The organism is Pseudoflavonifractor phocaeensis (assembly GCF_016901955.1).
GTDB lineage: Bacteria > Bacillota > Clostridia > Oscillospirales > Oscillospiraceae > Flavonifractor > Flavonifractor phocaeensis_A.
Genome location: NZ_JACJLC010000045.1, coordinates 1 through 25,070, shown reverse-complemented (window position 1 = coordinate 25,070; position 25,070 = coordinate 1). Strand labels below are relative to the sequence as shown.

Here is a 25,070-nt window from a genome sequence, read left to right as displayed (position 1 = left end):
CAGTGTACAGGTTCGCAGAGAGCAATGGTACTGGCTTTTTCTTTTCCGGCTGAATTTGGTCGTGGACTCCCGACACTTTGGGGTTAATTACACCCGACCCGAACACCAGAGGCAGTCTCGGCCCGGGCGTTGATGACCAGGCTATGGGGCAGCTGATATCCCCACCGCATCAGCGCCGGTCCTCTGTCCAGCAGCACCGGGGCCGCCGACGTGGGCCGGATCTCCCCCGGCTGAAAGGCCCCGTCTCCATAACGCTGCTGGATCTCCTGGACGATCTGCCGAATTTCCCTGCACTCCTCCGCAGTAAACTGGTAGCGACCGCACATATCCTGCACCCCATTCCTCTGAAACTGATGTTCTGCCACAAGGGATAGTATACCACAACCTGCTGTCCCATCCCAGGGACTTTTTAACCGGGGAAAATTACCTCTTGCCATTTTAGAACATTCGTTCTATTCTATAGGCAGGAGGGGATGGCTATGGGCCGGCACATTCTGCACGTAGATCAGAACTGTTTTTACGCCTCGGTGGAAATGCAGCGCCACCCGGAGCTGCGGGACAAGCCTCTGGCGGTATGCGGCAGCCAGGAAGAGCGGCACGGCATCGTGCTGGCCGCCAATTATGTGGCAAAGCCCTTCGGCGTCAAGACCGGCATGGCCGTCTGGCAGGCCAAACAGCGCTGTCCCCATCTGGTGACCCTGCCCCCGGACATGGGGGAGTACATCCGCTTCAGCCAGATGGCCCGGGAGATCTTTGAGGACTATACCGACCAGATCGAGCCCTTCGGGCTGGACGAAAGCTGGCTGGATATTACCGGCAGCGTGGGAATGTTCGGCTCCCCCATGACCATCGCCCGGGAGATCAGCCGCCGGATAAAGTTCGAGCTGGGCATCACCTGCAGCATCGGGGTGTCGGACAACAAGATCACCGCCAAACTGGGCAGCGACTACAAAAAGCCGGACGCTATCACCCGCATTGAGCGGGACAACTACCGGGAACTGGTCTACCCCCTGCCGGTGGAGGATCTGCTCTACGTGGGCCCGGCCACCAGCAAGAAGCTGCGGGGGCTGGGCATCGGCACCATCGGGCGGCTGGCCCAGGCGCCCACGGACACCCTGACCAGGAAGCTGGGCAAAATGGGGATGGTACTCCAGACCTTTGCCCTGGGCTTGGACCCCTCCCCCGTCCGGAAGAGCGGCCACATCCCCAACATCAAGTCGGTGGGCAACAGCGCCACCACCCCCCGGGATATGACCTGTGACAGCGACGTGGAGCTGATGCTCCTGCTGCTGGCGGAGAGCGTGGCCTCCCGGATGCGGGAGCTGGCCAGCCGGTGCACGGTGGTGGAGGTCTCTGTCCGGGACGTGGAGCTCAATTCCTTCTGCCGCCAGCGGAAGCTGGAGACGCCCACCTGCTCCAGCGACGAGATCGCCCGGACGGCCTATGGGCTGTTCCGCCAGAACTACCGCTGGGTGCGGCCCCTGCGCAGCATCGGCGTCCGGGGTGCCGGGCTGGTGGAGGCCACGGCGGGGACCCAGCTGTCGTTTTATCCCGAGGATGCCCGCCGGGACAAGTGGGAGCGGATCGACGGGGCGGTGGATCATCTGCGGCAGCGGTACGGCTACCGGAGCATCCAGCGGGCCAGGCTGCTGGCCGACCCCCTGCTGGGGGCCATCAATCCCAAGGACGACCACACGGTGCATCCTGTGGGCTATTTCGGAGGGTGAGCAAATGGAAGAGCGGGAAAAGCGCTATGTGCCGGTGATCGTCCGGTTTGAGGCCGACGGCAAGCTGCGCCCCCTGGAGATCGAGTTCGACCAGGCCCACCGCTACCCGGTGGACAAGATCCTAGACGTGCGCCGGGCGGCCTGCCAGAGTGTGGGGGGCGTGGGTGACCGCTACACCTGCCGCATCCAAGGAAAGGAATCCTATCTCTGGTTTGAAAAGGGCCGCTGGTTCGTGGCGGCAAAACGGCAATAAAACAGGCCGGTGCGGAATATGATCCGCACCGGCCTGATGCTATTTGATTTCCTGCTCCAGGCAGTCAAATTCGGGGGTGGAGAAAAATTCCCCTAGGGTGATCTCCAGCCCATCGCACAGCTTTTTGATCGTTACGATGGAAATATCTTTCCGGGTTTTATCCAGCATACTGTACACCGTAGAAGGAGTTACCCCCGCAAGATTGGCCAATTCGTTGGGCTTGATCTGACGCTGTCCACATATCTCCAGAAAGCGATCCACCACTGCCTGCTTTACTGCCATATCGAACTCACCTCGATATGATAGTATCCATCCGCACGCAGTAGCGTATACGCAGTTGCGTAATTACATAAAATAAGCTATAATTGGGACAACAGGAAATCGGGACTATCTCAGCTCCTGCTCCAGCGCGGCGAACTCCGGGGATGTAAAGAACTCCGCCAGGGATATCTCCAACCCGTCACAGATCATCTTGATGGTTACGATCTTTGGATTCTGGCTCTTGCCATACAGGATATTTTTGATACTGGACGGGGGCAAGGCAGAGAGCGTCGCCAATTTATTGATGCTGATGCCTCGCTGCCCGCACAATTCCAGGATGCGATGTCTCACCGCGGTTACCGTATCCAATGCCATCCACCTCCGTCTGATGTGGATAGCATACCCAATTTTTGTGGACTTTGTAGGCTACACATGCTACTATTAGGCTATACATAGCCTGCGAGGTGAACGATATGCTTACGGATACCTGCTGCTTTACCGGCCACCGTCCCAAATCCTTTCCATGGAAGTACAACGAGAGGGATCCGCGGTGTCTGCTCCTGAAATTCCGTCTGAAACGCGAAATCGTCAGAGCCATCAAACAGGATGGCATACGCCACTTCCTCACGGGTATGGCCCTCGGGACAGACACCTGGGCCGCAGAAATCGTGCTGGCCCTGAAAAACCGGCAGTCAGTCACCCTGGAGTGTGTTCTTCCCTGTGAAGATCAGGACGCCCGGTGGCCCTCAGAGAGCCGCCAGCGGTACCGCTCCATTCTGAAACAGTGCGATAAGATCACGGTGCTGCAAGAGCGCTATACGCCGGACTGCTTTGACCGGCGCAACCGTTATCTGGTCGATCACAGCGGGCTGGTGATCGCGGTCTGGAATGGATTGCCCAGCGGGACGGGCAGTACAGTGGCCTACGCCAGAGCGCTGGAAAAGCCGGTGCGGGAGATCCGCTTCTGAACCGCTCTCTTCCGTTTGTAGTCCAGCCAAATCCATGCCTTTCTCTCGCGCATCAGGTATGTATACCGTAATACGACGCCTTCAAATCCTCCTGACCGTGCAGAATCAGGCCGCCGCACAGATCCGGTCCCCGGCTTGTATAGCTTTGGAACAAAAAGCTGTACGGCACAAAGTCATCGGTAAAAATCACTTTCTCACAGTTTCGCCAGTTGAAATTCCGGTGTAAAGCCACCCCCAGCTTGTGCCGAAGCACTGCATTGGATGAGACGGCCTTCAGATTTCGCTTGCTTTGGAATACCAGCCTGGGTGCCATCGGTTCCGGCACTGAGAGTAAGCGCCACGTTTCCCCTGCCTCGCAGCCGTTCCCCACCGCAAAGGCGTGGAACCGCTCATAGGGCACCCGCACAGTCTCTTTCCAGCCGGTCACGCTATGGATACCGGACTGCGAAAGCCAGGTAAATTGAATGACCAGCATGTCGGTATGGCCCGTCGCTTGTTCCAGACGCAGTTTGGCAAAGGAGTCCAGGTCTGACAGGATCAGCGGCCGGTCTTCCCGCTCCAGCCGGATCAATTCGTTGCTCAGAACCCCAAAACGGTGCGGAGAACGAAGTTTAGCGGACACTGTCCTCAGAAACAGGCAGTTGCCAGCATGGTACCCTTTGAGCAGGATCCGATCTTTCATATGATAGCCTCCATTTCTTTTTTCTGATCAAAAGAAACTTTGGGATGGGCGTCCGCCGGGCGCCCATCCCATTTTTCTTTGTTATGCCGCCTCGGGCTGTTCCTCCTGCCGTCCGGCGTCCGTATTTTCCATCAGATCCGCCAGCAGGACGTCCGCCAGCAGCCTGCCGGCCAGGTGCCCGGTGTGAATGACCACCTGATCCTGCCGCAGCTGTACCAGCTCCTGCGCTCGCAAGGCGCGGCTGGTCTCCGCCAGCGCACACTCCCGGCGGGTGAGCCGGGCAGCCACAACCTTCTGCCACTTGCGCAGAAAGCCGGTGGCCTGCCCAATGTCCGCCTCCTGCCGGTCGAACCTGGTACGCTTCTGCCGCACGGTGCCGTCCGGCTCCACCTCCAGGGTGTAATAGGGCTTCTGGAGGTCCCTTGTCCTGCGCAGAAAGAGGATATAGCTCTCCCTGCGCTCGATCCGTTCCCAATAGTGCTCACTGGTGGCCACACAGTGGGACAGGGCCCGGCCCTCCAGGATGATCTCTTCGATCCTGGTGGGGACCACCACCGTGTAGTCCTCATCCCCGAAGTCGTAGATCCCGCGCAGAGAGCCCAGCACCTCTTCCACATGGGGGTATTTCTCCAGCAGTTCCCCGGCCTGGATGGCCAGGTCCTTTTCTCCGCTCCGCTTCACCAGCTCATCATGCCGCTGGCGCAGCTTCCGGACCCGATAGATGATGGTGTCCTCCGTGTCCAGGCCAAACCGCCGGGCCATGGAGAGATAGTCCCTCCAGGTGACCAGCATCTGCCAGCAGGACATACCGGTCTCCGCCATCTGGCGGCGCATATAGTTGCAGATCTGTACCATGCTCATCCTGTCGCTGATAAACCGCAGATCGGCGGCCTGGAGCCCTTGTCTGCTGAACCAGGCGATGACCTGATCCGGCAGGGGTTTCCCGGTGGCCTTTTCATACTTCAGCCACTCCAGGAACCGGGTGCCACCCCGGCACGCCCGCATCCGCCGGAGCCCCTGGGCGTCAATGCCCAGTCTTTTGGCCAGTCCGCCGCTCCGGTTTTCCTGAAACAGCCCCTGGATCTGGTGGGCACGATCCATGCACTCCTCCACCAGCCTGGGCAGCCCCGCTTTGGCCAGCTGCTCCATCCACGGATATGCGCTCAAAAGAGCCAGATATTTTTCGGGGTCCACCAGCGCGCCGTCCCGGCAGCACTCCAAAAGCCCCGTCCGGCTCAGTTCTTTGCGTCCCAGGTCGGGCATGGTCTTGCCATAGATCCGCCCCGGGCGGCATCCATGCCAGTAGGGCTGGCACACGCTGCCCAGGATCCATCGAAAAGCGGTATGCTTGTAGTCTCCCCAGAAGTAGGCCCGGCGCTGTCGGACGGAGCTGTCGTAAATAGACCGGCGGATCTCTGTACAGGCTCGTTCCGGCGTCTCATACGCCCCCTGCCGATAGCAGACAGAGGCTGCGAACTCCCGCAGCATCACCCCCGCCTCGCACCGCTGGAACAGGTATACCGGCGTAGTGTCCGTGACCACGGTGCCCGCTTTCTTCACTGCCTTGAAGGTGATCTCCTTCCGGCAGCGGGGGCAATGGCCGACCCGGTTGTGCCGGGGCTGGCGAATGGGCACCTCTTGTTCGCAATAGGTACAGTAACCGTGGTCCGCGCCCCTCCTGGTGTAGTGGTAAAAGATGTAGTGCTGCCCTATGCCTACCTTATCCACCCAGCGCGCCCAGTCCTTGGGGAGCTCCGGCGTCTGCGCCAGATCCAGATCCCAGGGATCTGTCTCCCGCTTATGCCGCCTCCGCAGCTGTTCCTGGCGCACGCTCAGCTGGTAATCCAACAGGCCGGGATATCCCCCTCGCTCCACCCCCAGATACCGTTTGATGGCGGCGTATCCCTCGGGGTTGATCCACTTGCCAGGGGAGTGGCGGACATAATCGGGCCACTCCAGCATATCCAGCTTGGCGGTAAGCCACTTTTCCTTTTGCCGGTCATAGGTCAGAAACGCTCCCGTCTCCCGGTTGATGTACAGCTCATAGGCCGGCAACTCCGCCCCCAGCCGCATTTGATCTGGCAGGAAAATGGCGGCCTTCAGGATGCCCTTCAGGATCTGGCAGCGGAGGTACAGGCCATACCGATACACGGTCTCAGACCAGCCTCCGCCCCATTGTCTTTGGTGTCTGACCACCTGGGGCGTATCCTCCGCCGCCAGCTTCATCATTTTGGGGGTGGCTTTCAGGGTACGCAGGCGCTCCAGCTCTTTTTTTCTCATGGTTCCCTCACCTCTCGTTCCATAAAATCAGCGCTGTACCAGCGATCCGGCAAGATCCGGCCGCCGTCCACTGTGGCCACAGCCACCTGCAGGATCCGTCCGGAGACGGCGTCTTCCCTGGCAAAGGCCAGGATATCCCCCAGCTGCCCGGAGGCCACGGGATCGATCCCCCGCACCACCGCATAGCCGTCTCTGGCCTTTCCCCTGTCCCACTGGGCGTTAACGCTCAGTTTCCGCAAGGGATGGTCCGCCATATAGGCCAGCCCGTGGAGCAAAAGCTCCTTGGCGGTCAGTTTTTTCAGGATGGTCAGCTCCGTACAGGAGATCTTGGAATCCTGCCCATCCTCATCCAGATCCCCGCCGGCATGGACGATATAAAACTCGGCATGGGTGATATCCGGGTAGTAGGTCAGGCAGTCCAGGGGATTTTCCGCGCAGTGGAAGCCGTTCTGGCGGCAATTTGCCTTGTCGGTCACATTCCGCCCCAGTACGAATGGATAGCCCCGGCAGATCAGCCCGGGCTCAAACCCTTTAAACGCGATCATGGCCCCTCCTTATCCCGCCATGGGCAGTCCCGGCTCCAGCAGGGACATCTGGCCCTCATCCTCCGGATGTTCTGCCGGCTTGGCCGGCTTTTCCGTCCTCGATTCCCTGTCCTGATTGGGCACAGGGGACGCTTTCTTCGTTTTTTCCGGAAGCCCGGCGGCGCGGAAGTATTCCTCCGCCCACTGATAGCACAGCTCGTCAGGGACATCGCAGCCATAGACCTGTTCCCCCTGATCGGAGCGGACGGCGTTGGCTTTGCGCTCTTCCTGCGCGTAGTCCCACGCCTTACCATTGATATACTGGAAACAGCCGGCCATGCTTTTCCCGGACTGAAGGGTCATACGGGCCAGGGCTGCGTCCTCCAGGCATCTGGTCTGGAGATATTCCGCCACGCACTCCTTCATACTCCGCCGGGTCAGCCGTTCGGTTTCCGTCCGTACCCGGTCCATGGCCGCCCGGATCGTCTCATCCCTGGTCATAGCGCCGGAGGTGCCCCCTTCCTCGTGTACGCTTTGTTTGTTCTGCGGCAGTTCCTCCCGCCGCTGGCTGTCCAATTCTGAAAAATAACCCATGATTGTCCTCCTAATCCAAATTAGAAGGGATGCTACGCCCGCGGCATAACATCCCTCTGACGACTCAAACCGCATAGAGCAAGGTGCAGAACGAGTCAAAGCAATAACATATCACCCCGGGGAACTGACCGGCCAGCCGTTTCAGCTCTTCCTGAACCGCCTTTGCCTTGTCCCGGTCCTCGGGGTTGTCCTGGACGCCCCGGACGATGGCTGTAAAGTATCCCTCCGCCCGGTGATAGCGGATATCCGCGTCCAGCCGGACACAGGCCCGGCGCATTTCCTCCAGCGGGTTTGCTCCCGCGCTATGGCCCGGCATCAGTTCACCTCTGCTTCCGCCGGCGTCTCCCCCTGCGGGGGCGAAAACCGGACCGGAGCGAAACCTGCCTTGTCCCGGTAGAAGTACCGGGAACCTTCCGCCCGGCAGAGCTCCACCACGTCGGAGGGCGACAGGCTATGGCCGCCGTAGTCCGCCGGCAGGTCGTCATTGTACCGGGTGAAGATCCGCTCCAGAATGGCCTGCTCGCTCTGGTCGTTGGGGCAGATCAGCTCCCCCTCATGGACCAGACGGTAATAGGACGGGGGCGGCTGGGCAAAGCCCGCCTTCCGCAGTCCTTCCAGGCCGGTGAAGGCAAAGGGCACCACTTGGCCCCGCTCCAGCGCCAGCTGATAGATCCGGAACCGCTGGCGCCGGCGCTGCCGGTCAAGGAAGGCCTTGAGCCCGCCGTCCCCTCGGACCAGCGCCTTATATTCCTCCTCCGTCAGGCCCAGCGCGGCGCCCAGCCCGCTGTCATCCCCATGGGTTGAGCGCCACTGCTCTGTCTCACTTCTGAGATCCGCAAAGGCAAGCTGCCCATGGAGATAGGCTTCTTTCCATGTCATGCGGGGTTTCCCCCTTCCCTGTTCTGTTTTTTCCCGAAGGGACAGCAGCCAATCGTCGATCCCCTTACAGTTGGGATTCCAGGTCAGCCGCCGGCACTCCAGGCCATATTTCCGGGCCAGCTCCGCCACCCGGGAGCTGCCCGCGTCCACCATGGCGTTGCGGTACTTGTCCATGTCTGCCGCTTCAATGATTTCCTTTGTGCCGCTCCTTCCCAGGAAGGCGAACAGTCCATCCAGCCCGGCCAGGTTGCCCGCCCCCAGGACCGCCGCGAAGGAGCGTCCCGTAAGGGCGTGGGCAATATCCGCTTTCAGCGGGCCTTCGGTCACATAGACCACCCTTGCGCAGGGATCCCCCACAAAGTGGATGGGGCTGCCGGAGGACACGCCTCCCGGCTTCCCGGCGGAGGACAGGGTCAGGTATTTGATCCCTTCCCGGTCCGGCGGGTCATCCTTGTCCCGGAGGGGATGATCCAGCCTGGTCTGTATCCCGCGGATCAACCCGTCCACGCCCACAATGGGGATGATAATGCCGGAGGTGCGGCTGTAGAACCGTATCGTCCACTTGCCGTAGTCATTGAGATAAAATCCCGGCACTCCCTCCACCTTGCAGCCCGCTCTGCGCAAACGCTCGGCATAGATCCGGCACAGGGCCGTCGGCGGCGTACTTCTGAATTGAAAGGCGTCGATCTGTTGGTCTGTCAGCCCCCGGACCTCCCGCAGGTGTTTTCTGTGGACCGGCAGCAGGTTGAGCATGGACAGGAGCATGGAATAGGTCTGGTGGACCTCCTGAGGACTTGCGCTGGCCGCCTGGGGAAGGTCTCCCACCGGCGGCCCATCCTCCCGAAACGTTTCCGTGGCAAACCCATCCACAGCCAAAGCGTCGCAGATCTCCCGATAGGCGTCTGAATTGCTGATGCCGTACACCCGGGCATAGAGGGCCAGCATCCCGCCCCCCGCGCCGCAGTAATTGCACCGCCAGGCGTCCTTTGCCAGGTTCAGGTTCAGCTTGCCTCTGCGGTCGCCGCAGATGGGACAATCCGCATAGGCCTGGCCTGGGATCCTCCGCCTGATGTTCAGGCGGAGAATCCCGGCCACATCCATAATATGAAAGGGAAAATCGTGATGATTTCCGGGTCCCAACTCTGACCCCCTCCCTCAACAAGATACCGGCCATTTGCTCAACTGGCTTTGGGCTCCTCCCGCTCTTCCAGGAACAGGAGGGCGGCGGCCCTCTCAACACTGCCGCAGTACGAATCCAGGTAGGCATAGTATTTCAGGCTGGCCGCCCGTTTCCGGGCCACCTCAGCCATGGTCATGCCCTTGTTGATCCCGCTGGCGATCACCAGCGCTCCGGCCTCCTCCATGGTCATGGCGGCACGGATCTCCTCCACCGGCATATCCTCACCATACTTGGCCCGCACGGCGCTGTCGTCAGGCGCCGGCGGGACGGGCTCCACAGAGGGTCCCTGACCGCCGGGCTCCGGGACAGCTGCCGTCTCCTCCGGCGGCGGGGTCTCTTTCCCGCTGGCCAGCTTGGAGGTGCCGGACAGGCTCTGGAGCATACTCACCGCCGCGGAGATGCCGGCGGGCTGTGCCGCCGGGGTCTCCGGCTCGGGGGCCTTCTCCTCCCGCGCAGCCGGAGCTTCTGCCGCCGGGGCGGTCTCATGGCATTCAGCCGGGCGTTCCTCATGATCTGCGGGTTCCCGGCACAGCTGGATCCCAAACCCGGCCTCATCCAGGGCGGCGTCCATGGCGCAGTCCTGCGCCGCCTTTACAAAGTCGCCGTCCCCGGTCTCCTCCTTGGATCTGGAGACCGATACCGCGGATACAGGCTGGCTGTCGTTTCGGTCCAGATACACCCTGGCCTCATACACCGCCAACTGCTCCGTTACCCGGAGGGGGCTGTGGATCAGCCGTCCGTTGGGACAGGCCAGCCGGAACCACAGCTTCTTATAGCGCAGCTCCAGCCGGTACATGGTCTCGCCGGTTTCCCGGGAGACCTCCTTTCGGAGAAACCGCATAGGGTCAAATCCGGATACCGCCCGGAGCCCGGCGGCCGCCGGAACCGTCTGGGGCAGCATACCTTTGGGGGACTTCATGGTCTGTTCTCTCCTTTCCGAATCATCGGACGCCAATCGGCATCCCGTGCTCTCATACAGGAAACAGGACGCCCCGCCGCTTTTTTTGCGGCCGGGCCTGTTTATCCCACTTGCTTTAATTCCTCCCCAGCTGTCTCTCCGGCGGCAGGTCCATTCCCTGCCACCGCCTTGTGGTACAGGCAGATCCGCTGGGCCAGCTGGGTATTGCGCTGTCCCTTCCCATTGCTGTGAATGGCCATGTACAGCGCCCGCTTTTCGCCCACCAGGATCACCCGCTTCTTGGCCCGGGTAATGGCCGTATAGATCACGTTCCGGGTGAGGAGAAGCCTGTGGGCCGCAAACAGGGGGATGATCACCGTGCTGTATTCCGAGCCCATGCTTTTGTGGATGGTCATGGCGTAGGACAGCTCCAGCTCGTCCAGCAGATCCGCAGTGTACTCCGCCAGGCGGCCTTCATAGTCCACCACCAGGCGGTTCTGCCCGATTTCCCGGACCGTTCCCACGTCGCCGTTAAACACCCCTTCGCCGATCTGCTGCCAGTCCCGGTTGAAGAGCTTGCGCTTATAGTTGTTTTTCAGCTGGATCACCTTGTCATGGAGCCGGAACGATTTTCCGCCAAAGGTCAGCTCCGGCACAGCGCCGGTCTGCGGATTGACCGCTTCCCGGATCACGGCGTTGAGGTTCAGGGCGGAGGTCTCCCCCTCGGTTTTGAAGGGGCACAGGATCTCCACCTGCTCCGCTCCCACCTGCTCCGCCTGTTCCCGGTAGAGCGTCCGGATCAGTTCGGCCGCCTCCGCCTGGCTCTCCGCCGGCTGGAATACAAAGTCCGGGCCGTAAAACAGGGTGGTCTTTTCCTCGTTGATGAATTTGGCATTGTAGGCGATCAGGCTGTCCTTGGCCTGACGGAAGATCTCGTCCAATACAGTCACCGGTATGATCCCGCAGTCGATGAGTTCCTGAAACACGCTGCCTGCGCCCACGCTCTCCAACTGGTCGGCGTCTCCCACCAGCAGCACCTTTGTCCCCGGCCGCAGCCGCTGGAACAGCTTATGGGCCAGCCACATATCCATCATGGAGCTCTCGTCCACGATGAGCAGCCCGGCCTCCAGCGGCTCCTGCCTCTGAGTCTGAGTGACGCCTTCGTCTCCGAACAGCCCCAGCAGGCTGTGCAGGGTCTGGGCCTCGGCCACCCCGGTGGCCTCCGCCATGCGGCGGCTGGCTTTGCCGGTGGGCGCCGCCAGCAGCAGGCGCTCTCTGGGGTAAAGCCTGCGGTAGACCTGGATCACTGTTTTCAGCACCGTAGTCTTGCCGGTGCCGGGCCCGCCGGTAATAATGGACAAATTATGCCGGAAAACCATCTTCACCCCTTCGTTCTGCCGCCGGGACAGGGTGATCCCCAGCTGGCGCTTGACCTCTTCCAGCGTATGAGTGAGTTCCACCGGCCCTGGCCGCTTCAACAGCAGCTCCACGATGTTCCGCGCCGTCTCGCTCTCCTGCCGGAAGCAGCCGGGCAGGTACACATTGCCCCGGTTGGACACGATCTGGTCGTCCAGGATCATGCCGGTCAGTTCCGCTTCCACCTGCTCCCGCTGTACCCGCAGCTGGGGCAGGGGCTGGCGCTCGTTCAGCAGCTTCATTCCGCTTTTGAACCATTCCTCCCCCTCCAGGTACAGATGGCCCTTTTTGGCCCGGGCATCCTCCAGGGCATACAGCAGCGCCCCCCGGATCCGCCTGGGATCGCTCAGGTCGCCGCCGGATTTCCGCACAATGGCGTCCACCCGCTTAAACCCAAAGCCGGGCACCTGACAGAGGTGATAGGGGCTCTGCCGCACCAGATCGGCACAGACGGGGCCCAGATGCTCATATATCCTCCGCGCCGCCGCCGGCGTCACGTGATAGGGCGCCAGCAGGGTCAACAGATCCCGCATCCGGCGGTTCTCCGCATAGGACGCCCGGATCTGGGACAGCCGCTCCTCCGTAATCCCCCGGATCTCCAGCAGCCGCTGGGGCTGATCCTCCAGAATCCGCAGGGCGTCCACCCCGAATTGTCCTACGATGGCGTCGGCGGTCTTTTCCCCGATCCCCTTCAGCAGTCCGGAGGCCAGGTAGCCGCGCACGCCTTCAAGGGTAGGCGGGATCACCTCCCGCCACCGCTCCACATGGTATTGGAGCCCGTACTTTCCCTCTTTCCAGGTACCGTCCAGCTCCAGCTTGACCGTACTGGTCTGGGGGATCTCATATCCCACAGCGGTAAAACGGATCAGATGGTCATAGGGGTTGTGGGGTCCCCTGGCCACCTCCGGCACGCCGGTATCCTCCGTCTTCATCCGCAGGACGCTGTATTTGCTGGCAGCGTTCCAATACAGCACCTTGACCAGCAAAGCTACAATAGGCATGACTTGCACCTCCCTATTACGCCGCCAGCGGGGCGGCTTTTTTGATACGGAATCCCCGGCGTTCTGTTACCACCGCAAATTCCCGGTACACCTGGGGATACTGCTCCTTCAGCCGCGTCAGCCGCTCCTTGGGGATACCGACCGTATAGCTGGGCTGGCAGGTCACCAGGTAACTTCCATCCGGCCCGTCAAACGCGGCCTCCCGGCTGCTGCCCATCTGATCCACAATGAGGCCCTTCAGCCGTTTCATCTCGTTGTCCAGCTCCTTTGTCTGGGCAGCCAGGGCGCTCTTCCGGGCCTGGAGCTCCAGATACGCCGCGGCCTGGGCGGCCTGCCGCTGTCCCAGGGTGACCGGCGGCGCCGTCCCGTCCCCGAGCCCGGCTGCCCGCCGCAGGCTCTTCTGGATCAGCTCCCCGCTGTATTCCAGATAGGGCGGCGGCGTCTGGGCGGCCACATAGGTCTGCCAAAAATCCTGTTCCATGGCAATGAGCTCCGCCTCATATGCCCGGTCCCGGTCCACCCGGCGGATGATGACCTCCTCCTCGGTGTTGCCGTACAGGCAGCAAAAGTACACCCGATTCAGATTGACCACCGCCATGTAGTGACATCCCTGGGTCCGATAATAGGGCGGCACCGCTTCGGCGCCGTTGTTCCACCAGAGCTCTTTCGCGCCATGGTTGGTGGTCTTGCACTCCAGGATGGCGTTGGTCCCGTCCGGCAGATCCACCAGGTAGTCCAGATCCGCCAGCATCCAGGGATGGTGGGGATGGCGGAACAGATAGGGCATCCGATGTACCCGAAGCCCGGTCTGCCGCTCAAACACCTTGGCCACAAGGGGCTCCAGCAGCTGCCCCACCGCCTTGGCCACCCAGTTTTCGTCGTCGTCGGCTGTGGCGATATTCAGCTTGTCATAGTAGAGATCTCTGGCGGTCCGCCAGGGCGAAATGCCCAGCACCGCCGCGGCGTCGCTGCCTCCGATCCCCTGCCGGCGATAGTCCAGCCATTCTTTCCGGGACAAGCCCTCCGTATGGACCACAGCCTCCGGCTTGTAATCCTGTTCCTGGTTCATGTCATACCTGCCTTTCCAGCTTTCGCAGCGTCACCCTTCCCGCGCGCCGTCTCACCGGCTTCATTGCGTTCAGCGGTCTCAGCCTGACAGAGCTCTGTTTCTTCCATCTCCTGTTTTTGCGTTTCATGTCGGTTCCACCTTTCTGCTGATTTATCCTCAAAGCCTTCCGGCATTTGGGCAACAAAAAAAGCGAGAACAACAATCGGCCCGGTTCAGGCAAACGAATGTCATTCTCGCGTTACGGGGATCGCCCCAAAATAAAAAAGCAGTAAGACACCGGCTCCAGGGCACAGTGATCCTACTGACTGACGTACAAACCTAACAACGTGCGCAGGCGGAGGTCTTGCTCCACACACAGGCCGGCAGCCTGTGCCCCAATGGGGAATTGGCGCAGCAATCAACTATATCGTCACTATAACACAATATATTGTGTGTGTCAATTTCAAATATCAATATCCTGTTTGATAAGGCTGCAAAAAAATCGGACGTCAATCCTGTTTTCTATAGTGACAGGGCAAATCCAAGCGCTCTGCGCCGTGCACCTTGAAAACGCCGCACAGACGGCTTTATACAGGTCTCCCGGAAGTGATACAGGATCAGCCGACAGCGGTGCCGTCTGCCCGCCTGCTGAGGAAGTGCCGCACAGCGGCAGCCTGTCAATACGCGGTCTGGAACGAGAGCGCAGGAAGTGGGCCGGGAGACCATGATGAAATTACCTTCTGTTAAAATGAGATCAAATATAGAGGAAAGGAACTCACTATGGATGCAAATACCGTTCCCATCCACCTTAAAATGGTTTTAACAATCCGGGAAGCCGCGGAATACAGCAATATCGGCATAAACAAGATTGATTCGCTGCTAAAAGCGCCTAATTGTCCCTTTGTCCTGTATGTGGGCACAAGGAAGCTGGTCAAGCGGAAAGAATTTGAAGAGTATATCAGGAATCGAATGGCCATTTAGCAGACGTGCCAATGGCATAACTGGTGCGCACCAAAAGCCCCGAAGTGGTGCGCACCAAAAGCCCCGAAGGTCATTGAAAAACAGAGAGTTTTCTGATACAATAATGTGTTGTGTTGGACTCTTTTCTTACAAGCACTGGAAAGGAGTTCGAAATGGGCAAAAACTTAAAAGGCAGAGAATGCGGCAAAGGGATCTGCCAGAGAAAGGATGGTAAATACTCGGCACGATATTGTGGCAGAGACGGCAGGCGTCATGAACGGCATTTTGACACCTTGCCAGAAGCACGCAACTGGCTTTCAGACACACAATACGAGGAGAGACATGGTATTTTTACCGCAAGCTGCGATATGACTGTGGACATGTGGTTTAACTACTGGCTCGAAAACCTGATCTGTGATCTTGCGCCCAATACCAAGCGCAACTACTATGAGCGCTACAAGCAAAACATCCAGCCTGTGATAGGTCCCATGAAACTATCCGATGTGAAACCCATGCATTGCAAAATCGTCTTGAACCGAATGGACGCCGCATATGCCGGTTCTACGATCCGACAGACATATATCGTAATGGGCACAATGATCCGGTCTGCAGTTATGAACGAGCTCATTTTCAAACATCCTATGGATGGCGTGCGATATACGAAGCCTGTCCGCGCGGTAGACGATATCAAGTTCCTGACCGTTGAAGAGCAAGAGGCTTTTTTGAATGTGGCAAAGCACTCTCACAATTACAGCCAGTATGCCCTGCTTTTGGAGACCGGTTTACGTACAGGAGAATTGATCGGACTCACATGGGACTCCATTGACTGGAAAAAGCATACGCTTACCGTCAGCAAAACACTGGAGTTTCGGTATAAGCAAAAGTATTGGCGTGCAGGCCCTCCCAAAACCACGTCCAGCTATCGTACGATCCCTTTGACCGATCGGGCCTATCAGATTTTGAAAGCGTGCTTTGATCGACGAAACGATCGCAAGGAATCTGATACGCTATCGCAGATCCTGGAGTACATTGACCGGCGCACAGGGCAAACCAGTTACCTGGTCATGCACGATCTGGTGTTTATCAACTGGCGAACCGGCGAGCCTGCCAAAAACAGCTCATATGATACGCATCTATACAAGCTCTGTGATGAAGCCGGCATCAAACGGTTTTGTATGCATGCGCTTCGCCACACATACGCAACCAGGGCCATTGAAAGCGGGATGCAGCCCAAAGTCCTGCAGAAATTACTTGGTCATTCGAGTATCAAAACCACTATGGACCGCTACGTTCATGTCACCGATGATTCTATGATAACTGCGGTACGTCAGTTTGAAGCATGCCGCGCCACAGGATAAGTCAATGTTGGTGCGCAGATGAAAAATTGGTGCGGAATTGGTGCGGAAGCAAGGTCAGAAAACCCGCAAACCCTTGCAAATAAAGGAGATGTGGAGATCAATGAAATTAGGAATCGTGGGGCTGCCCAACGTAGGTAAGTCCACTCTGTTCAACGCCATTACCAACGCCGGGGCGGAAAGCGCCAACTACCCCTTCTGCACCATCGACCCCAACGTGGGCGTTGTGGCGGTACCCGACTACCGGCTGGACGCTCTCACTGAGATGTACCACCCCAAAAAGACCACCCCCGCGGTGGTGGAGTTCGTGGACATCGCCGGCCTGGTGAAGGGGGCCTCCAAGGGCCAGGGCCTGGGCAATAAATTCCTGGCCAATATTCGGGAGTGCGACGCCATTGTACACGTGGTTCGCTGCTTTGACGACGAGAATATCATGCATGTGGTGGCCGATACCAGCACCAACGTGCCGGTGGACCCCGCCGGGGACATTGGAGTCATCGACATTGAGCTCATCATGGCCGACGTGGAGATGGTGGAGCGGCGCATCGACAAGGCCCAGAAGGCCGCCAAGGGGGACAAGAAGTACCTGCGGGAGGTGGAGGTGTTCACTGCCCTGAAGGACTGGCTCAACGATGGCAACTCCGCCCGGTCCTTCGAGTGCGATGAGGACGACGCCGCCATCGTGGCCACCGCCGAACTGCTCAGCCTGAAGCCCATCATCTACGCCGCCAACCTGGACGAGGACGGCTTTGCCGACTGTCAGAGCAATGCCTACTACAAGATCGTGGAGGAGCTGGCCGCCAAGGAGGGGGCCCAGGTCATCCCCGTGTGCGCCAAGCTGGAGGCCGAGATCGCCGAGCTGGATCCTGATGAGAAAAAAATGTTCCTGGACGACCTGGGCATTGCCGAGTCCGGCCTGGACCGGCTCATCAAGGCCAGCTATGCCCTGCTGGGCCTCATCTCCTTCCTTACCTCCGGCGAGGACGAGTGCCGGGCTTGGACCATCCGCAAGGGTACCAAGGCCCCCCAGGCCGCCGGTAAGATCCACACCGACTTTGAGCGGGGGTTCATCCGGGCCGAGGTAGTCAATTACGACGACCTGATGGCTTGCGGCTCCATGAACGCAGCCAAGGAAAAGGGCCTGGTTCGGTCCGAGGGTAAAGAATACGTGATGAAGGACGGAGATATCGTCCTGTTCCGGTTCAACGTGTGAGAAACAGCACCGCCCCCGGAGGTATCCCGGGGGCGATTTGTTTTTGAGGGCCGCCCTTCGCGTAGGGGCCGGACACCGGCCGCCCCGACGGAACGGGGCAGACAACGGTATGCTGGGCGGATATGGGCACCCGTCCCTACGGTGTCCGATCCTTGTCCGTAGGGCCGCCATGCATGGCGGCCGACGTGCCAGGGCGGTTTGCGGCACGGCGGGCGGCCACAGGCCGCCCCTACACAGGCTTTCCATCTTTGTCTGTAGGGGCAATTATCAATCGCCCGGCGCAGCGAGGCGGAAAACGGCACGTTAGGCGCGCCGGGCGGGTCTGGGACCCGCCCCTACGGAAGCGCTTTATCTTTGTCTTTATGATTTAATATTTATACATTTTATCTAAACACTGCAAAAAGAATGGAGCCCGGGCAGATGCCCGGGCTCCTTGCAGGTTTTGATTACTTGTATAGCTCCACCTCGTCGGCGCAAACTCCACATCCTTCGCTTCGCCGTATACGGCAAAGCTCTCTCGTTCCGTTGCGCCTCCTCTCCCACGCACAGTCACTCCGTTCAACTGTGCGTGGGTTCCCGCGAGGTGCTCGTAGCGCTCCTTGGCGGCCAGACCCACCGGGGCCATAGCCCCGGCGGGGACCCGTGATTTTCATCTGCTCGGCGGAACTGAATTCCGCCGGCATCAAGGTTTTGGGCCACAGGCCCAAAACGCTTGGACGGCGCACAGCGCCGCCCCATCTTTGATGGGGCCCTAAGAAGAGGCCGCAAAAAAGACCCCCGGGCATTTGCCCGGGGGTCTTGTGGTTACTGATTACTTGTACAGCTCCACCAGACGGATCAGGTGCTCGTAGCGGGCCTTGGCGGCCAGGCCCACCGGGGCCATGGCCCCGGCGGGGACCCGTGATTTTCATCTGCTCGGCGGAACTGAATTCCGCCGGCATCAAGGTTTTGGACCAGAGGCCCAAAACGCTTGGACGGCGCACAGCGCCGCCCCATCTTTGATGGAGCCCTAAGAAGAGGCAGCAAAAAAGACCCCCGGGCATTTGCCCGGGGGTCATGGCGTTTGAACTTACTTGTACAGCTCCACCAGACGGGTCAGGTGCTCGTAGCGGGCCTTGGCGGCCTCTTCGTTCTGAGCGAAGAGCTCCTTGGCGCGCTCGGGGAAGGCGCGGGTCAGGGAGGAGTAGCGGGCCTCGTTCATCAGGAACTCCTGATAGCCGCCAGCGGGGGCCTTGGAGTCCAGGGTGAAGGGGTTCTTGCCCTCGGCCTTGGCAGCGGGGTTGTACCGGAACAGGTTCCAGTAGCCGCAGTCCACAGCCTTCTTCATCTCCTGCTGGCAGTTGGCCATGCCGCCCTTGATGGAGTGCATCTCACAGGGAGCGTAGCCGATGACCAGGGAGGGACCGTGATAGCTCTCGGCCTCGGTGATGGCCTTCAGGGTCTGGTTGGGGTTGGCACCCATGGCGATCTGGGCCACGTAGACGTAGCCGTACTGCATGGCGATCTCAGCCAGGCTCTTCTTGGGCTGGGTCTTACCGGCGGCGGCAAACTGGGCCACCTGGCCGATGTTGGAGGACTTGGAGGCCTGTCCGCCGGTGTTGGAGTACACCTCGGTGTCGAACACAAAGATGTTGACGTCCTCACCGGAGGCGATGACGTGATCCAGGCCGCCGTAACCGATGTCGTAGGCCCAGCCGTCGCCGCCGAAGATCCAGACGGACTTCTTGTTCAGGTACTCCTTCTCCTTCAGGACCTCCTGGCAGTCGGGGCAGCCGGCGGCGGCGCCCTTCTCCAGCTCAGCGACCAGAGCGGCGGTAGCGGCCTGGTTGGCGGCGCCGTCGTCCTTGGTGGCAATGAAGGCCTCAATGGCGGCCTTGGCCTCAGCGGGAGCGGTCTCAGTCATAGCGGTGAGCTTGCCGATCAGGCGCTCACGGATGGCCTTCTGGCCCAGATACAGGCCCAGGCCGTGCTCGGCGTTATCCTCAAACAGGGAGTTGGCCCAGGTGGGACCCTTGCCTTCCTTGTTAACGGTGTAGGGAGAGGTAGCGGCAGGACCGCCCCAGATGGAGGAGCAGCCGGTGGCGTTGGAGACGTACATCCGGTCGCCGCACACCTGGGTGATCAGGCGGGCATAGGCGGTCTCGGCACAGCCGGCGCAGGAGCCGGAGAACTCCAGCAGGGGCTGCTTGAACTGGGAGCCCTTGACGGTGGTGATGTCCTCCACGTCGGCCTTGGGGGCCACCTTGGCCACCATGTAGTCGAAGACCTCCTGCTGGGCGGCCTGGGACTCCTGGGGCTTCATGGTCAGGGCCTTGACGGGGCAGGTGCTCACGCAGACGGTGCAGCCCATGCAGTCCAGGGGGCTGACAGCCAGAGCGAACTTGTACACGCCCTTGCCCTTGCCGGCCTTGATGTCCACGATCTTGGCGGCCTCGGGGGCAGCGGCGGCCTCGGCCTCGGTGAGGGCGAAGGGCCGGATGGTGGCGTGGGGGCAGACATAGGAGCACTGGTTACACTGGATACACTTGGAGGCATCCCACTCGGGCACGGTGACGGCCACGCCGCGCTTCTCGTAGGCAGCGGCGCCCTGGAAGAAGGTGCCGTCCTCATGGCCGTTGGCGAAGGCGGAGACAGGTAGGCTGTCGCCGTCCATGCGGCCCACGGGCTCCATGATGTCCTTGACCATCTTCACGGTGTCGGCGTTGCCGGCCAGGTTCTCCTCCACCGGCTTGTCCTCGGCGGTAGCCCAGGAGGCGGGGACCTCGAACTTGTGGAAGGCAGTGGCGCCGGCGTCGATGGCCTTGTGGTTCATGTCAACCACGTCCTGGCCCTTCTTCAGGTAGGAGTGGGTGGCGGCGTCCTTCATGTACTGGATGGCCTCGGCCTCGGGCATCACCTTGGCCAGCTTGAAGAAGGCGGACTGGAGGATGGTGTTGGTACGCTTGCCCATGCCGATCTCAATGGCCAGGTCGATGGCGTTGATGGTGTAGACCTGGATGTTGTGCTCGGCAATGTAGCGCTTGGCAGCGGCAGGCATGTGGTGATCCAGCTCCTCGTCGCTCCACTGGCAGTTGATGAGGAACACGCCGCCGTCCTTCACGTCGCGGACCATGGGGAAGCCCTTGACGATGTAAGCGGGCACGTGGCAGGCCACGAAGTCGGCCTTGTTGATGTAGTAGGGGGCCCGGATGGGCTGATCGCCGAAGCGCAGGTGGCTGATGGTCACGCCGCCGGTCTTCTTGGAGTCATACTGGAAGTAAGCCTGGACATACTTGTCGGTGTGGTCGCCGATGATCTTGATAGAGTTCTTGTTGGCGCCCACGGTGCCGTCGCCGCCCAGACCCCAGAACTTGCACTCGATGGTGCCGGGAGCCGCGGTGTTGGGGGAGGGCTTCTCCTCCAGGGAGGTGAAGGTCACGTCGTCCACGATGCCCACGGTGAACTGGCGCTTGGGAGCGTCCTTGGTCAGCTCCTCATAGACAGCGAACACGTTGCTGGGCGGGGTGTCCTTGGAGCCCAGGCCGTAGCGGCCGCCGATGATGGTGGCCTGACGGCCGGCGTTGGCGAAGGCGGTGACCACGTCCAGGTACAGGGGATCGCCCAGAGCGCCGGGCTCCTTGGTGCGGTCCAGGACGGCGATCTTGGTGGCGGTGGCGGGAATGGCCTCCAGCAGCTTGTCGGCGCGGAAGGGCCGGTACAGGCGCACCTTCACCAGGCCCACCTTCTCGCCGTGGGCGTTCAGGTAGTCGATGACTTCCTCGGCCACGTCGCAGATGGAGCCCATGGCGATGATGACGCGGTCGGCGTCGGGAGCGCCATAGTAGTTGAACAGCTGATAGTTGGTGCCCAGCTTGGCGTTGACCTTGCCCATGTACTCCTCAACGATGCCGGGAACGGCCTCATAGTACTTGTTGGCGGCCTCGCGGTGCTGGAAGAAGATGTCGCCGTTCTCGTGAGAACCGCGCATCACGGGGCGCTCGGGGTTCAGGGAGCGCTTGCGGAAGGCTTCCACAGCGTCCATATCCACCATATCGGCCAAATCGTCGTTGCCCCAGATGGCGATCTTCTGGATCTCATGGGAGGTACGGAAGCCGTCGAAGAAGTTGATGAAGGGAACGCGGCCCTTGATGGCGGCCAGGTGGGCAACGGCGCCCAGATCCATGACCTCCTGGGGGTTGGACTCGCACAGCATGGCAAAGCCGGTCTGGCGGCAGGCCATGACGTCGGAGTGGTCGCCGAAGATGTTCAGGGCGTGGGTGGCCACGGTACGGGCGGACACGTGGAACACGCAGGGCATCAGCTCGCCGGCCAGCTTGTACATATTGGGGATCATCAGCAGCAGGCCCTGAGAGGCGGTGTAGGTGGTGGTCAGGGCGCCGGCGGCCAGGGAGCCGTGGACGGTACCGGCGGCGCCGGCCTCAGACTGCATCTCCACCACGTTGACGGTGGTGCCGAAGATGTTCTTCCGGCCCTGCGCCGCCCACTGGTCCACGTTGTCGGCCATGGGGCTGGAGGGGGTGATGGGGTAAATACCCGCTACCTCGGTAAAGGCATAGGAGACGTGGGCAGCCGCGGTGTTACCGTCCATGGATTTCAGCTTTCTCGCCATTGAAACGATTCCTCCTTGTTTCGTTCTTCCAGGGCAATGGGAATCGGTCTCCGCCCGTGATCCCGGGGGCCGAGCCGGATTCCCATTACCCTGGCCGTTTTCCCAGCTTACCGGGAAGAAACTCCCGGAGCGCCTTCATTGTAACACCATCCAACCTGTTTGTAAATCAAATCTTACTTATCTTTTTAATTTTCTACCATTGCGCAACGGCTGGAGATTGCCCTTGCTTTCTCCCTTTTTCCTTCGAAAAAATGCAGGCCTTTTGTTTTGCTTTCAAACTATAAATACTAGACGGACCAGTTTGGAATCTCTTCCATTTTCCCCTGCCGGTAACGTTGTTTTCCCGCATTTCCCCTATGCGCCTGCCTTTTTTTGTGGTATACTAATTTATTATGAGTTTTATGGGCTTTTGCTCTGAGGAGAGGAGGGAGACCATGCTCCGTGAAATCCGTTCCCTGGGCCTCACCGGCATCTCAGGCTACGAGGTGCGGGCAGAGTGCGACCTGTCCGGCGGCCTGCCCGCCTTCGAGGTGGTGGGCCTGCCCGACGCGGCGGTGAAGGAGGCCCGGGACCGGGTACGCTCGGCCATCAAAAACTGCGGCTTCTCCTTCCCCGTCTCCCGCATCACGGTGAATCTGGCCCCCGCCGACCGGAAAAAGGGGGGCACGGTGTACGACCTGCCCATTCTGATAGGTATCCTCACCGCCGGAGAGCAGCTGCCCTCCCCCGGACCGGACAGCGCCTTTGTGGGAGAGCTCTCCCTGTCGGGCAAGCTGCGGCCGGTGGCCGGTATGCTGCCCATGGCCCTGGCCGCCCGGCGGGCGGGAGTCAAGGAGCTGTACGTCCCCGCCGGCTCCGCCGCCGAAGCCACCCTGGCCGGAGGCCTGACGGTATACCCGGTAGAGAGCGTGGCCCAGCTGGTGGCCCACCTGCGGCGGGAGGAGCCCATCCATCCCGCCCAGCCCTGGACCCCCGGGACCCAGCCGGAGCCCTGCCCCGACTTCGCCGACGTGAAGGGTCAGGAAAACGTGAAGCGGGCCCTGGAGATCGCCGCCGCCGGGGGGCACAACATCGCCATGGTGGGCCCGCCCGGGTCGGGCAAGTCCATGCTGGCCCGGCGGCTGCCCTCCATCCTCCCTGACATGACCATGCGGGAGGCCCTGGAGTGCACCGAGGTCCACTCGGTGATGGGCCTTACCAGCGCCGAACGCCCCCTGCTCACCCAGCGGCCCTTCCGCTCACCCCACCACACCGTGTCCGCCATGGGCATGGCGGGGGGTGGCTCCAATCCCCGGCCGGGAGAAATCTCCCTGGCCCACAACGGAGTGCTCTTTCTGGACGAGGCCCCGGAGTTCTCCAAGGAGGTGCTGGAGGTGCTCCGCCAGCCTCTGGAGGACGGCCAGGTCCAGATCAGCCGGGTGGCGGGCACCGCCGTGTTCCCCGCCCGGTTCATGCTGGTGTGCGCCATGAACCCCTGCAAGTGCGGCTGGTATGGCTACGGCCACCGGTGCCGCTGCTCGGAACGGGAGGTGGACAAGTACATGAGCCGCCTGTCCGGCCCTCTGCTGGACCGCATCGACCTGTATGTAGAGGTACCTCCCCTGGACTTCGACCAGCTCTCCCGCCGGCCCCAGGCTGAGCCCTCCGCCGCCATCAAGGCACGGGTGGACAGGGCCCGGGCCATCCAGACCGCCCGCTTCGGGCCCGGCGGCCCCGACTGCAACGCCCACATGGGCCAGCGGGAACTGGGGGAGTTTTGCGCCCTGGACGAGGGGGGCGCCGCCCTGGTGAAGGGGGCCTTCGACCGGCTGGGCCTCACCGCCCGCAGCTACCACCGCATCCTGCGGGTGGCCCGCACCATCGCCGACCTGGACGGGGCAGAGCAAATCGGTGTGGAGCACCTGGCCGAGGCCATCCAGTACCGGGAGAGCGGCCATTTGCGGCGGTGAGCCATAATAGAAGCATGATGAAACCCCCTTCGCGCCACTTCAAAACGGCAGCTTAGGGGGTTTCTTTTAACAATTCCTCATAACTTGTGCCCAGCACATCCCGGATGCCCCGCAGCTGGCTGGCGGAGATGTGCTGGATGCCCCGTTCGATCTTGACCAGCGTCTCCCGGGTCATGTCGATCCCCTCCAACTGGAGGCGGTTAGCCAGCTCGGTTTGGCCCATCCCCCGCAGCTTCCGCACGCGGCGGATGTTTTCACCGATCCGAATGGCATCCTGCTTGATCTTTTGCTCCGTCATTCCATCACCCCCGGCCCAGCTTGGTCTTTCCTCTTTATTTTATGGATTTGGGGTGATACAATAGGACCAATATTAGTCCACTTTTAAAAAGGAGCGCGATCACATGGAATTGGCATCGGAACTCTTGGCTAAACTGTTGGAGCGCCAACCCCTTTCCATTACCTTTCCCGAACTCCACCTCTCCGGCGCGGCGCTGTTAGAATCGGCCAGTTACCAGGCCCTCTGCCAGATCCAGGCCGTCCTGCGGGACGACTCCCTGGACGATCCCCAGTGCTTTCAAAAAATTGAGGAGATTGTGCAGATCTTTGAGCAGTTGGGCTCCAACTGCGGCAGCAGGCATGATTTTTGAGGTTTACCCCACACCTGCCTGGTTTTCCTGGACTTTTTCCTTTCTTTTCGCTATAATGGCTTTCGATTGATAGACCTTATATTGAAAGAGGAATCCATATGAACGAGATCATTCTGCTGAAGCTGGGGGAGCTGGTGCTCAAGGGCCTGAACCGGCGCACCTTTGAGGACCGGCTCATCGCCAACGCCCGCCGCCGCCTGCGCCCCTTTGGAGATTTTAAGGTGTATTCCAAGCAGTCCACCATGTACGTGGAGCCCAAGGATGATGCCTGCGACCTGGACGGGGCCTGGGAGGCCATGACCCGCCTGTTCGGCGTGGTGGGGCTGAGCCGGGCCCGCTCCTGCGAGAAGGACGCCGACGCCATGCTGAACACCGCCATCGAGTACCTGGGGGACAAGCTGGCCGCTGCCCACACCTTTAAAGTAGAGTCCAAGCGGGCGGACAAGTCCTTTCCCATGACCTCCATCCAGCTGTCCCAGTACGTGGGGGGCGAGCTGGACGAGAAGTATCCCAACCTGAAGGTGGACGTACACCATCCCGAGCTGACGGTATATCTTGAGGTACGGGACTACGCCGCCTACGTCCACGCCGACCCGGAGCCGGGGGCCGGGGGCCTGCCCGTTGGG

General features: G+C 60.7%; 23 protein-coding genes. 9 read left to right on the top strand and 14 right to left on the bottom strand.

Going from position 1 to position 25,070, the window contains the following annotated elements; genetic code table 11:
• Window positions 1–83 precede the first annotated feature (83 nt).
• Complete coding sequence (locus H6B51_RS10850; RefSeq protein WP_204883708.1) at window positions 84–326, bottom strand: SOS response-associated peptidase family protein; 243 nt, start codon at window positions 324–326, stop codon at window positions 84–86.
• A 153-nt stretch (window positions 327–479) separates the two neighbouring features.
• Here H6B51_RS10850 and dinB point away from each other — a divergent pair, with 153 nt between their 5' ends.
• Together dinB and H6B51_RS10840 are read left to right on the top strand one after the other, a co-directional pair.
• Entirely contained in the window at window positions 480–1,727 is a 1,248-nt protein-coding gene (gene dinB, locus H6B51_RS10845; protein WP_204883707.1) for a DNA polymerase IV, read from the top strand.
• Window positions 1,728–1,731: 4 nt separating this feature from the next.
• Window positions 1,732–1,980: a hypothetical protein gene (locus H6B51_RS10840; protein WP_204883706.1), complete on the top strand. Its 249-nt coding sequence runs from the start codon at window positions 1,732–1,734 to the stop codon at window positions 1,978–1,980.
• 39 nt (window positions 1,981–2,019) lie between these two features.
• On the opposite strand, the gene H6B51_RS10835 is transcribed toward H6B51_RS10840, so the two are convergent.
• Entirely contained in the window at window positions 2,020–2,262 is a 243-nt protein-coding gene (locus H6B51_RS10835; protein WP_204883705.1) for a helix-turn-helix domain-containing protein, read from the bottom strand.
• Window positions 2,263–2,367: 105 nt separating this feature from the next.
• A complete protein-coding gene (locus H6B51_RS10830) occupies window positions 2,368–2,616 on the bottom strand; it encodes a helix-turn-helix domain-containing protein (protein WP_335342147.1) in 249 nt (82 codons plus the stop codon).
• Window positions 2,617–2,714: 98 nt separating this feature from the next.
• Between H6B51_RS10830 and H6B51_RS10825 the strand changes: the two genes are divergently transcribed.
• Window positions 2,715–3,209, top strand: a complete 495-nt coding sequence (locus tag H6B51_RS10825) for an SLOG family protein (RefSeq protein ID WP_204883703.1) — start codon at window positions 2,715–2,717, stop codon at window positions 3,207–3,209.
• A gap of 52 nt (window positions 3,210–3,261) precedes the next feature.
• On the opposite strand, the gene H6B51_RS10820 is transcribed toward H6B51_RS10825, so the two are convergent.
• The 9 genes from H6B51_RS10820 to H6B51_RS10780 all read right to left on the bottom strand — a co-directional run bounded on the left by H6B51_RS10820 (window position 3,262) and on the right by H6B51_RS10780 (window position 13,732).
• Entirely contained in the window at window positions 3,262–3,891 is a 630-nt protein-coding gene (locus H6B51_RS10820) for a hypothetical protein (RefSeq protein WP_204883702.1), read from the bottom strand.
• An 81-nt stretch (window positions 3,892–3,972) separates the two neighbouring features.
• A complete protein-coding gene (locus tag H6B51_RS10815; RefSeq protein ID WP_204883701.1) occupies window positions 3,973–6,171 on the bottom strand; it encodes a PcfJ domain-containing protein in 2,199 nt (732 codons plus the stop codon).
• Window positions 6,168–6,716, bottom strand: coding sequence for a DUF7666 domain-containing protein (locus H6B51_RS10810; RefSeq protein WP_204883700.1), 549 nt, complete (start codon window positions 6,714–6,716; stop codon window positions 6,168–6,170). Before H6B51_RS10810 ends, H6B51_RS10815 begins: the two co-directional genes overlap by 4 nt.
• A 9-nt stretch (window positions 6,717–6,725) precedes the next feature.
• Window positions 6,726–7,289 carry a Cas9 inhibitor AcrIIA9 family protein gene (locus tag H6B51_RS10805; RefSeq protein ID WP_204883699.1) on the bottom strand — a complete coding sequence of 188 codons (564 nt, stop codon included), beginning with the start codon at window positions 7,287–7,289 and terminating at the stop codon, window positions 6,726–6,728.
• Between the two features lie 64 nt (window positions 7,290–7,353).
• Window positions 7,354–7,605, bottom strand: a complete 252-nt coding sequence (locus H6B51_RS10800) for a hypothetical protein (RefSeq protein WP_204883698.1) — start codon at window positions 7,603–7,605, stop codon at window positions 7,354–7,356.
• Window positions 7,605–9,308, bottom strand: a complete 1,704-nt coding sequence (locus H6B51_RS10795; RefSeq protein ID WP_243421257.1) for a YodL domain-containing protein — start codon at window positions 9,306–9,308, stop codon at window positions 7,605–7,607. Before H6B51_RS10795 ends, H6B51_RS10800 begins: the two co-directional genes overlap by 1 nt.
• Before the next feature lie 38 nt (window positions 9,309–9,346).
• Complete coding sequence (locus H6B51_RS10790; RefSeq protein ID WP_204883697.1) at window positions 9,347–10,267, bottom strand: hypothetical protein; 921 nt, start codon at window positions 10,265–10,267, stop codon at window positions 9,347–9,349.
• Window positions 10,268–10,368: 101 nt separating this feature from the next.
• Window positions 10,369–12,663, bottom strand: coding sequence for an SF1B family DNA helicase RecD2 (recD2, locus tag H6B51_RS10785; RefSeq protein WP_243421256.1), 2,295 nt, complete (start codon window positions 12,661–12,663; stop codon window positions 10,369–10,371).
• 16 nt (window positions 12,664–12,679) lie between these two features.
• Window positions 12,680–13,732, bottom strand: coding sequence for a YqaJ viral recombinase family nuclease (locus H6B51_RS10780; protein WP_204883696.1), 1,053 nt, complete (start codon window positions 13,730–13,732; stop codon window positions 12,680–12,682).
• A 759-nt stretch (window positions 13,733–14,491) separates the two neighbouring features.
• Between H6B51_RS10780 and H6B51_RS10775 the strand changes: the two genes are divergently transcribed.
• The 3 genes from H6B51_RS10775 to ychF all read left to right on the top strand — a co-directional run bounded on the left by H6B51_RS10775 (window position 14,492) and on the right by ychF (window position 17,239).
• Window positions 14,492–14,692 carry an excisionase gene (locus tag H6B51_RS10775; RefSeq protein ID WP_204883695.1) on the top strand — a complete coding sequence of 67 codons (201 nt, stop codon included), beginning with the start codon at window positions 14,492–14,494 and terminating at the stop codon, window positions 14,690–14,692.
• Window positions 14,693–14,844: 152 nt separating this feature from the next.
• The gene (locus tag H6B51_RS10770) at window positions 14,845–16,029 is read left to right on the top strand and encodes a tyrosine-type recombinase/integrase (RefSeq protein ID WP_204883694.1); all 1,185 of its coding nucleotides are present in this window, start codon (window positions 14,845–14,847) and stop codon (window positions 16,027–16,029) included.
• Window positions 16,030–16,129: 100 nt separating this feature from the next.
• Window positions 16,130–17,239: a redox-regulated ATPase YchF gene (ychF, locus tag H6B51_RS10765; protein WP_204883693.1), complete on the top strand. Its 1,110-nt coding sequence runs from the start codon at window positions 16,130–16,132 to the stop codon at window positions 17,237–17,239.
• A gap of 1,069 nt (window positions 17,240–18,308) precedes the next feature.
• Here ychF and nifJ read toward each other — a convergent pair.
• Window positions 18,309–21,848: a pyruvate:ferredoxin (flavodoxin) oxidoreductase gene (gene nifJ, locus H6B51_RS10760; RefSeq protein ID WP_204883692.1), complete on the bottom strand. Its 3,540-nt coding sequence runs from the start codon at window positions 21,846–21,848 to the stop codon at window positions 18,309–18,311.
• A 434-nt stretch (window positions 21,849–22,282) separates the two neighbouring features.
• On the opposite strand from nifJ, the gene H6B51_RS10755 reads away from it, so the two are divergent.
• Entirely contained in the window at window positions 22,283–23,797 is a 1,515-nt protein-coding gene (locus H6B51_RS10755) for a YifB family Mg chelatase-like AAA ATPase (RefSeq protein ID WP_204883691.1), read from the top strand.
• Between the two features lie 52 nt (window positions 23,798–23,849).
• Here the strand turns inward: H6B51_RS10755 and H6B51_RS10750 are convergent, their stop codons facing one another.
• The gene (locus H6B51_RS10750; RefSeq protein WP_204883690.1) at window positions 23,850–24,095 is read right to left on the bottom strand and encodes a helix-turn-helix domain-containing protein; all 246 of its coding nucleotides are present in this window, start codon (window positions 24,093–24,095) and stop codon (window positions 23,850–23,852) included.
• A gap of 103 nt (window positions 24,096–24,198) precedes the next feature.
• On the opposite strand from H6B51_RS10750, the gene H6B51_RS10745 reads away from it, so the two are divergent.
• Window positions 24,199–24,444 (top strand): hypothetical protein, encoded by a 246-nt coding sequence (locus H6B51_RS10745; RefSeq protein WP_204883689.1) that lies wholly within the window; start codon window positions 24,199–24,201, stop codon window positions 24,442–24,444.
• 98 nt (window positions 24,445–24,542) lie between these two features.
• Window positions 24,543–25,070 (top strand): THUMP domain-containing protein (locus tag H6B51_RS10740; protein ID WP_243421255.1); only part of this gene is annotated, 528 nt, incomplete at its 3' end.

Excerpts from the sequence above, each read along its gene's own strand:
- H6B51_RS10850 (WP_204883708.1), bottom strand. The coding sequence starts at position 326 with ATGTGCGGTCGCTACCAGTTTACTGCGGAGGAGTGCAGGGAAATTCGG.
- dinB (WP_204883707.1), top strand. The coding sequence starts at position 480 with ATGGGCCGGCACATTCTGCACGTAGATCAGAACTGTTTTTACGCCTCG.
- H6B51_RS10840 (WP_204883706.1), top strand. The coding sequence starts at position 1,732 with ATGGAAGAGCGGGAAAAGCGCTATGTGCCGGTGATCGTCCGGTTTGAG.
- H6B51_RS10835 (WP_204883705.1), bottom strand. The coding sequence starts at position 2,262 with ATGGCAGTAAAGCAGGCAGTGGTGGATCGCTTTCTGGAGATATGTGGA.
- H6B51_RS10830 (WP_335342147.1), bottom strand. The coding sequence starts at position 2,616 with ATGGCATTGGATACGGTAACCGCGGTGAGACATCGCATCCTGGAATTG.
- H6B51_RS10825 (WP_204883703.1), top strand. The coding sequence starts at position 2,715 with ATGCTTACGGATACCTGCTGCTTTACCGGCCACCGTCCCAAATCCTTT.
- H6B51_RS10820 (WP_204883702.1), bottom strand. The coding sequence starts at position 3,891 with ATGAAAGATCGGATCCTGCTCAAAGGGTACCATGCTGGCAACTGCCTG.
- H6B51_RS10815 (WP_204883701.1), bottom strand. The coding sequence starts at position 6,171 with ATGAGAAAAAAAGAGCTGGAGCGCCTGCGTACCCTGAAAGCCACCCCC.
- H6B51_RS10810 (WP_204883700.1), bottom strand. The coding sequence starts at position 6,716 with ATGATCGCGTTTAAAGGGTTTGAGCCCGGGCTGATCTGCCGGGGCTAT.
- H6B51_RS10805 (WP_204883699.1), bottom strand. The coding sequence starts at position 7,289 with ATGGGTTATTTTTCAGAATTGGACAGCCAGCGGCGGGAGGAACTGCCG.
- H6B51_RS10800 (WP_204883698.1), bottom strand. The coding sequence starts at position 7,605 with ATGCCGGGCCATAGCGCGGGAGCAAACCCGCTGGAGGAAATGCGCCGG.
- H6B51_RS10790 (WP_204883697.1), bottom strand. The coding sequence starts at position 10,267 with ATGAAGTCCCCCAAAGGTATGCTGCCCCAGACGGTTCCGGCGGCCGCC.
- recD2 (WP_243421256.1), bottom strand. The coding sequence starts at position 12,663 with ATGCCTATTGTAGCTTTGCTGGTCAAGGTGCTGTATTGGAACGCTGCC.
- H6B51_RS10780 (WP_204883696.1), bottom strand. The coding sequence starts at position 13,732 with ATGAACCAGGAACAGGATTACAAGCCGGAGGCTGTGGTCCATACGGAG.
- H6B51_RS10775 (WP_204883695.1), top strand. The coding sequence starts at position 14,492 with ATGGATGCAAATACCGTTCCCATCCACCTTAAAATGGTTTTAACAATC.
- H6B51_RS10770 (WP_204883694.1), top strand. The coding sequence starts at position 14,845 with ATGGGCAAAAACTTAAAAGGCAGAGAATGCGGCAAAGGGATCTGCCAG.
- ychF (WP_204883693.1), top strand. The coding sequence starts at position 16,130 with ATGAAATTAGGAATCGTGGGGCTGCCCAACGTAGGTAAGTCCACTCTG.
- nifJ (WP_204883692.1), bottom strand. The coding sequence starts at position 21,848 with ATGGCGAGAAAGCTGAAATCCATGGACGGTAACACCGCGGCTGCCCAC.
- H6B51_RS10755 (WP_204883691.1), top strand. The coding sequence starts at position 22,283 with ATGCTCCGTGAAATCCGTTCCCTGGGCCTCACCGGCATCTCAGGCTAC.
- H6B51_RS10750 (WP_204883690.1), bottom strand. The coding sequence starts at position 24,095 with ATGACGGAGCAAAAGATCAAGCAGGATGCCATTCGGATCGGTGAAAAC.
- H6B51_RS10745 (WP_204883689.1), top strand. The coding sequence starts at position 24,199 with ATGGAATTGGCATCGGAACTCTTGGCTAAACTGTTGGAGCGCCAACCC.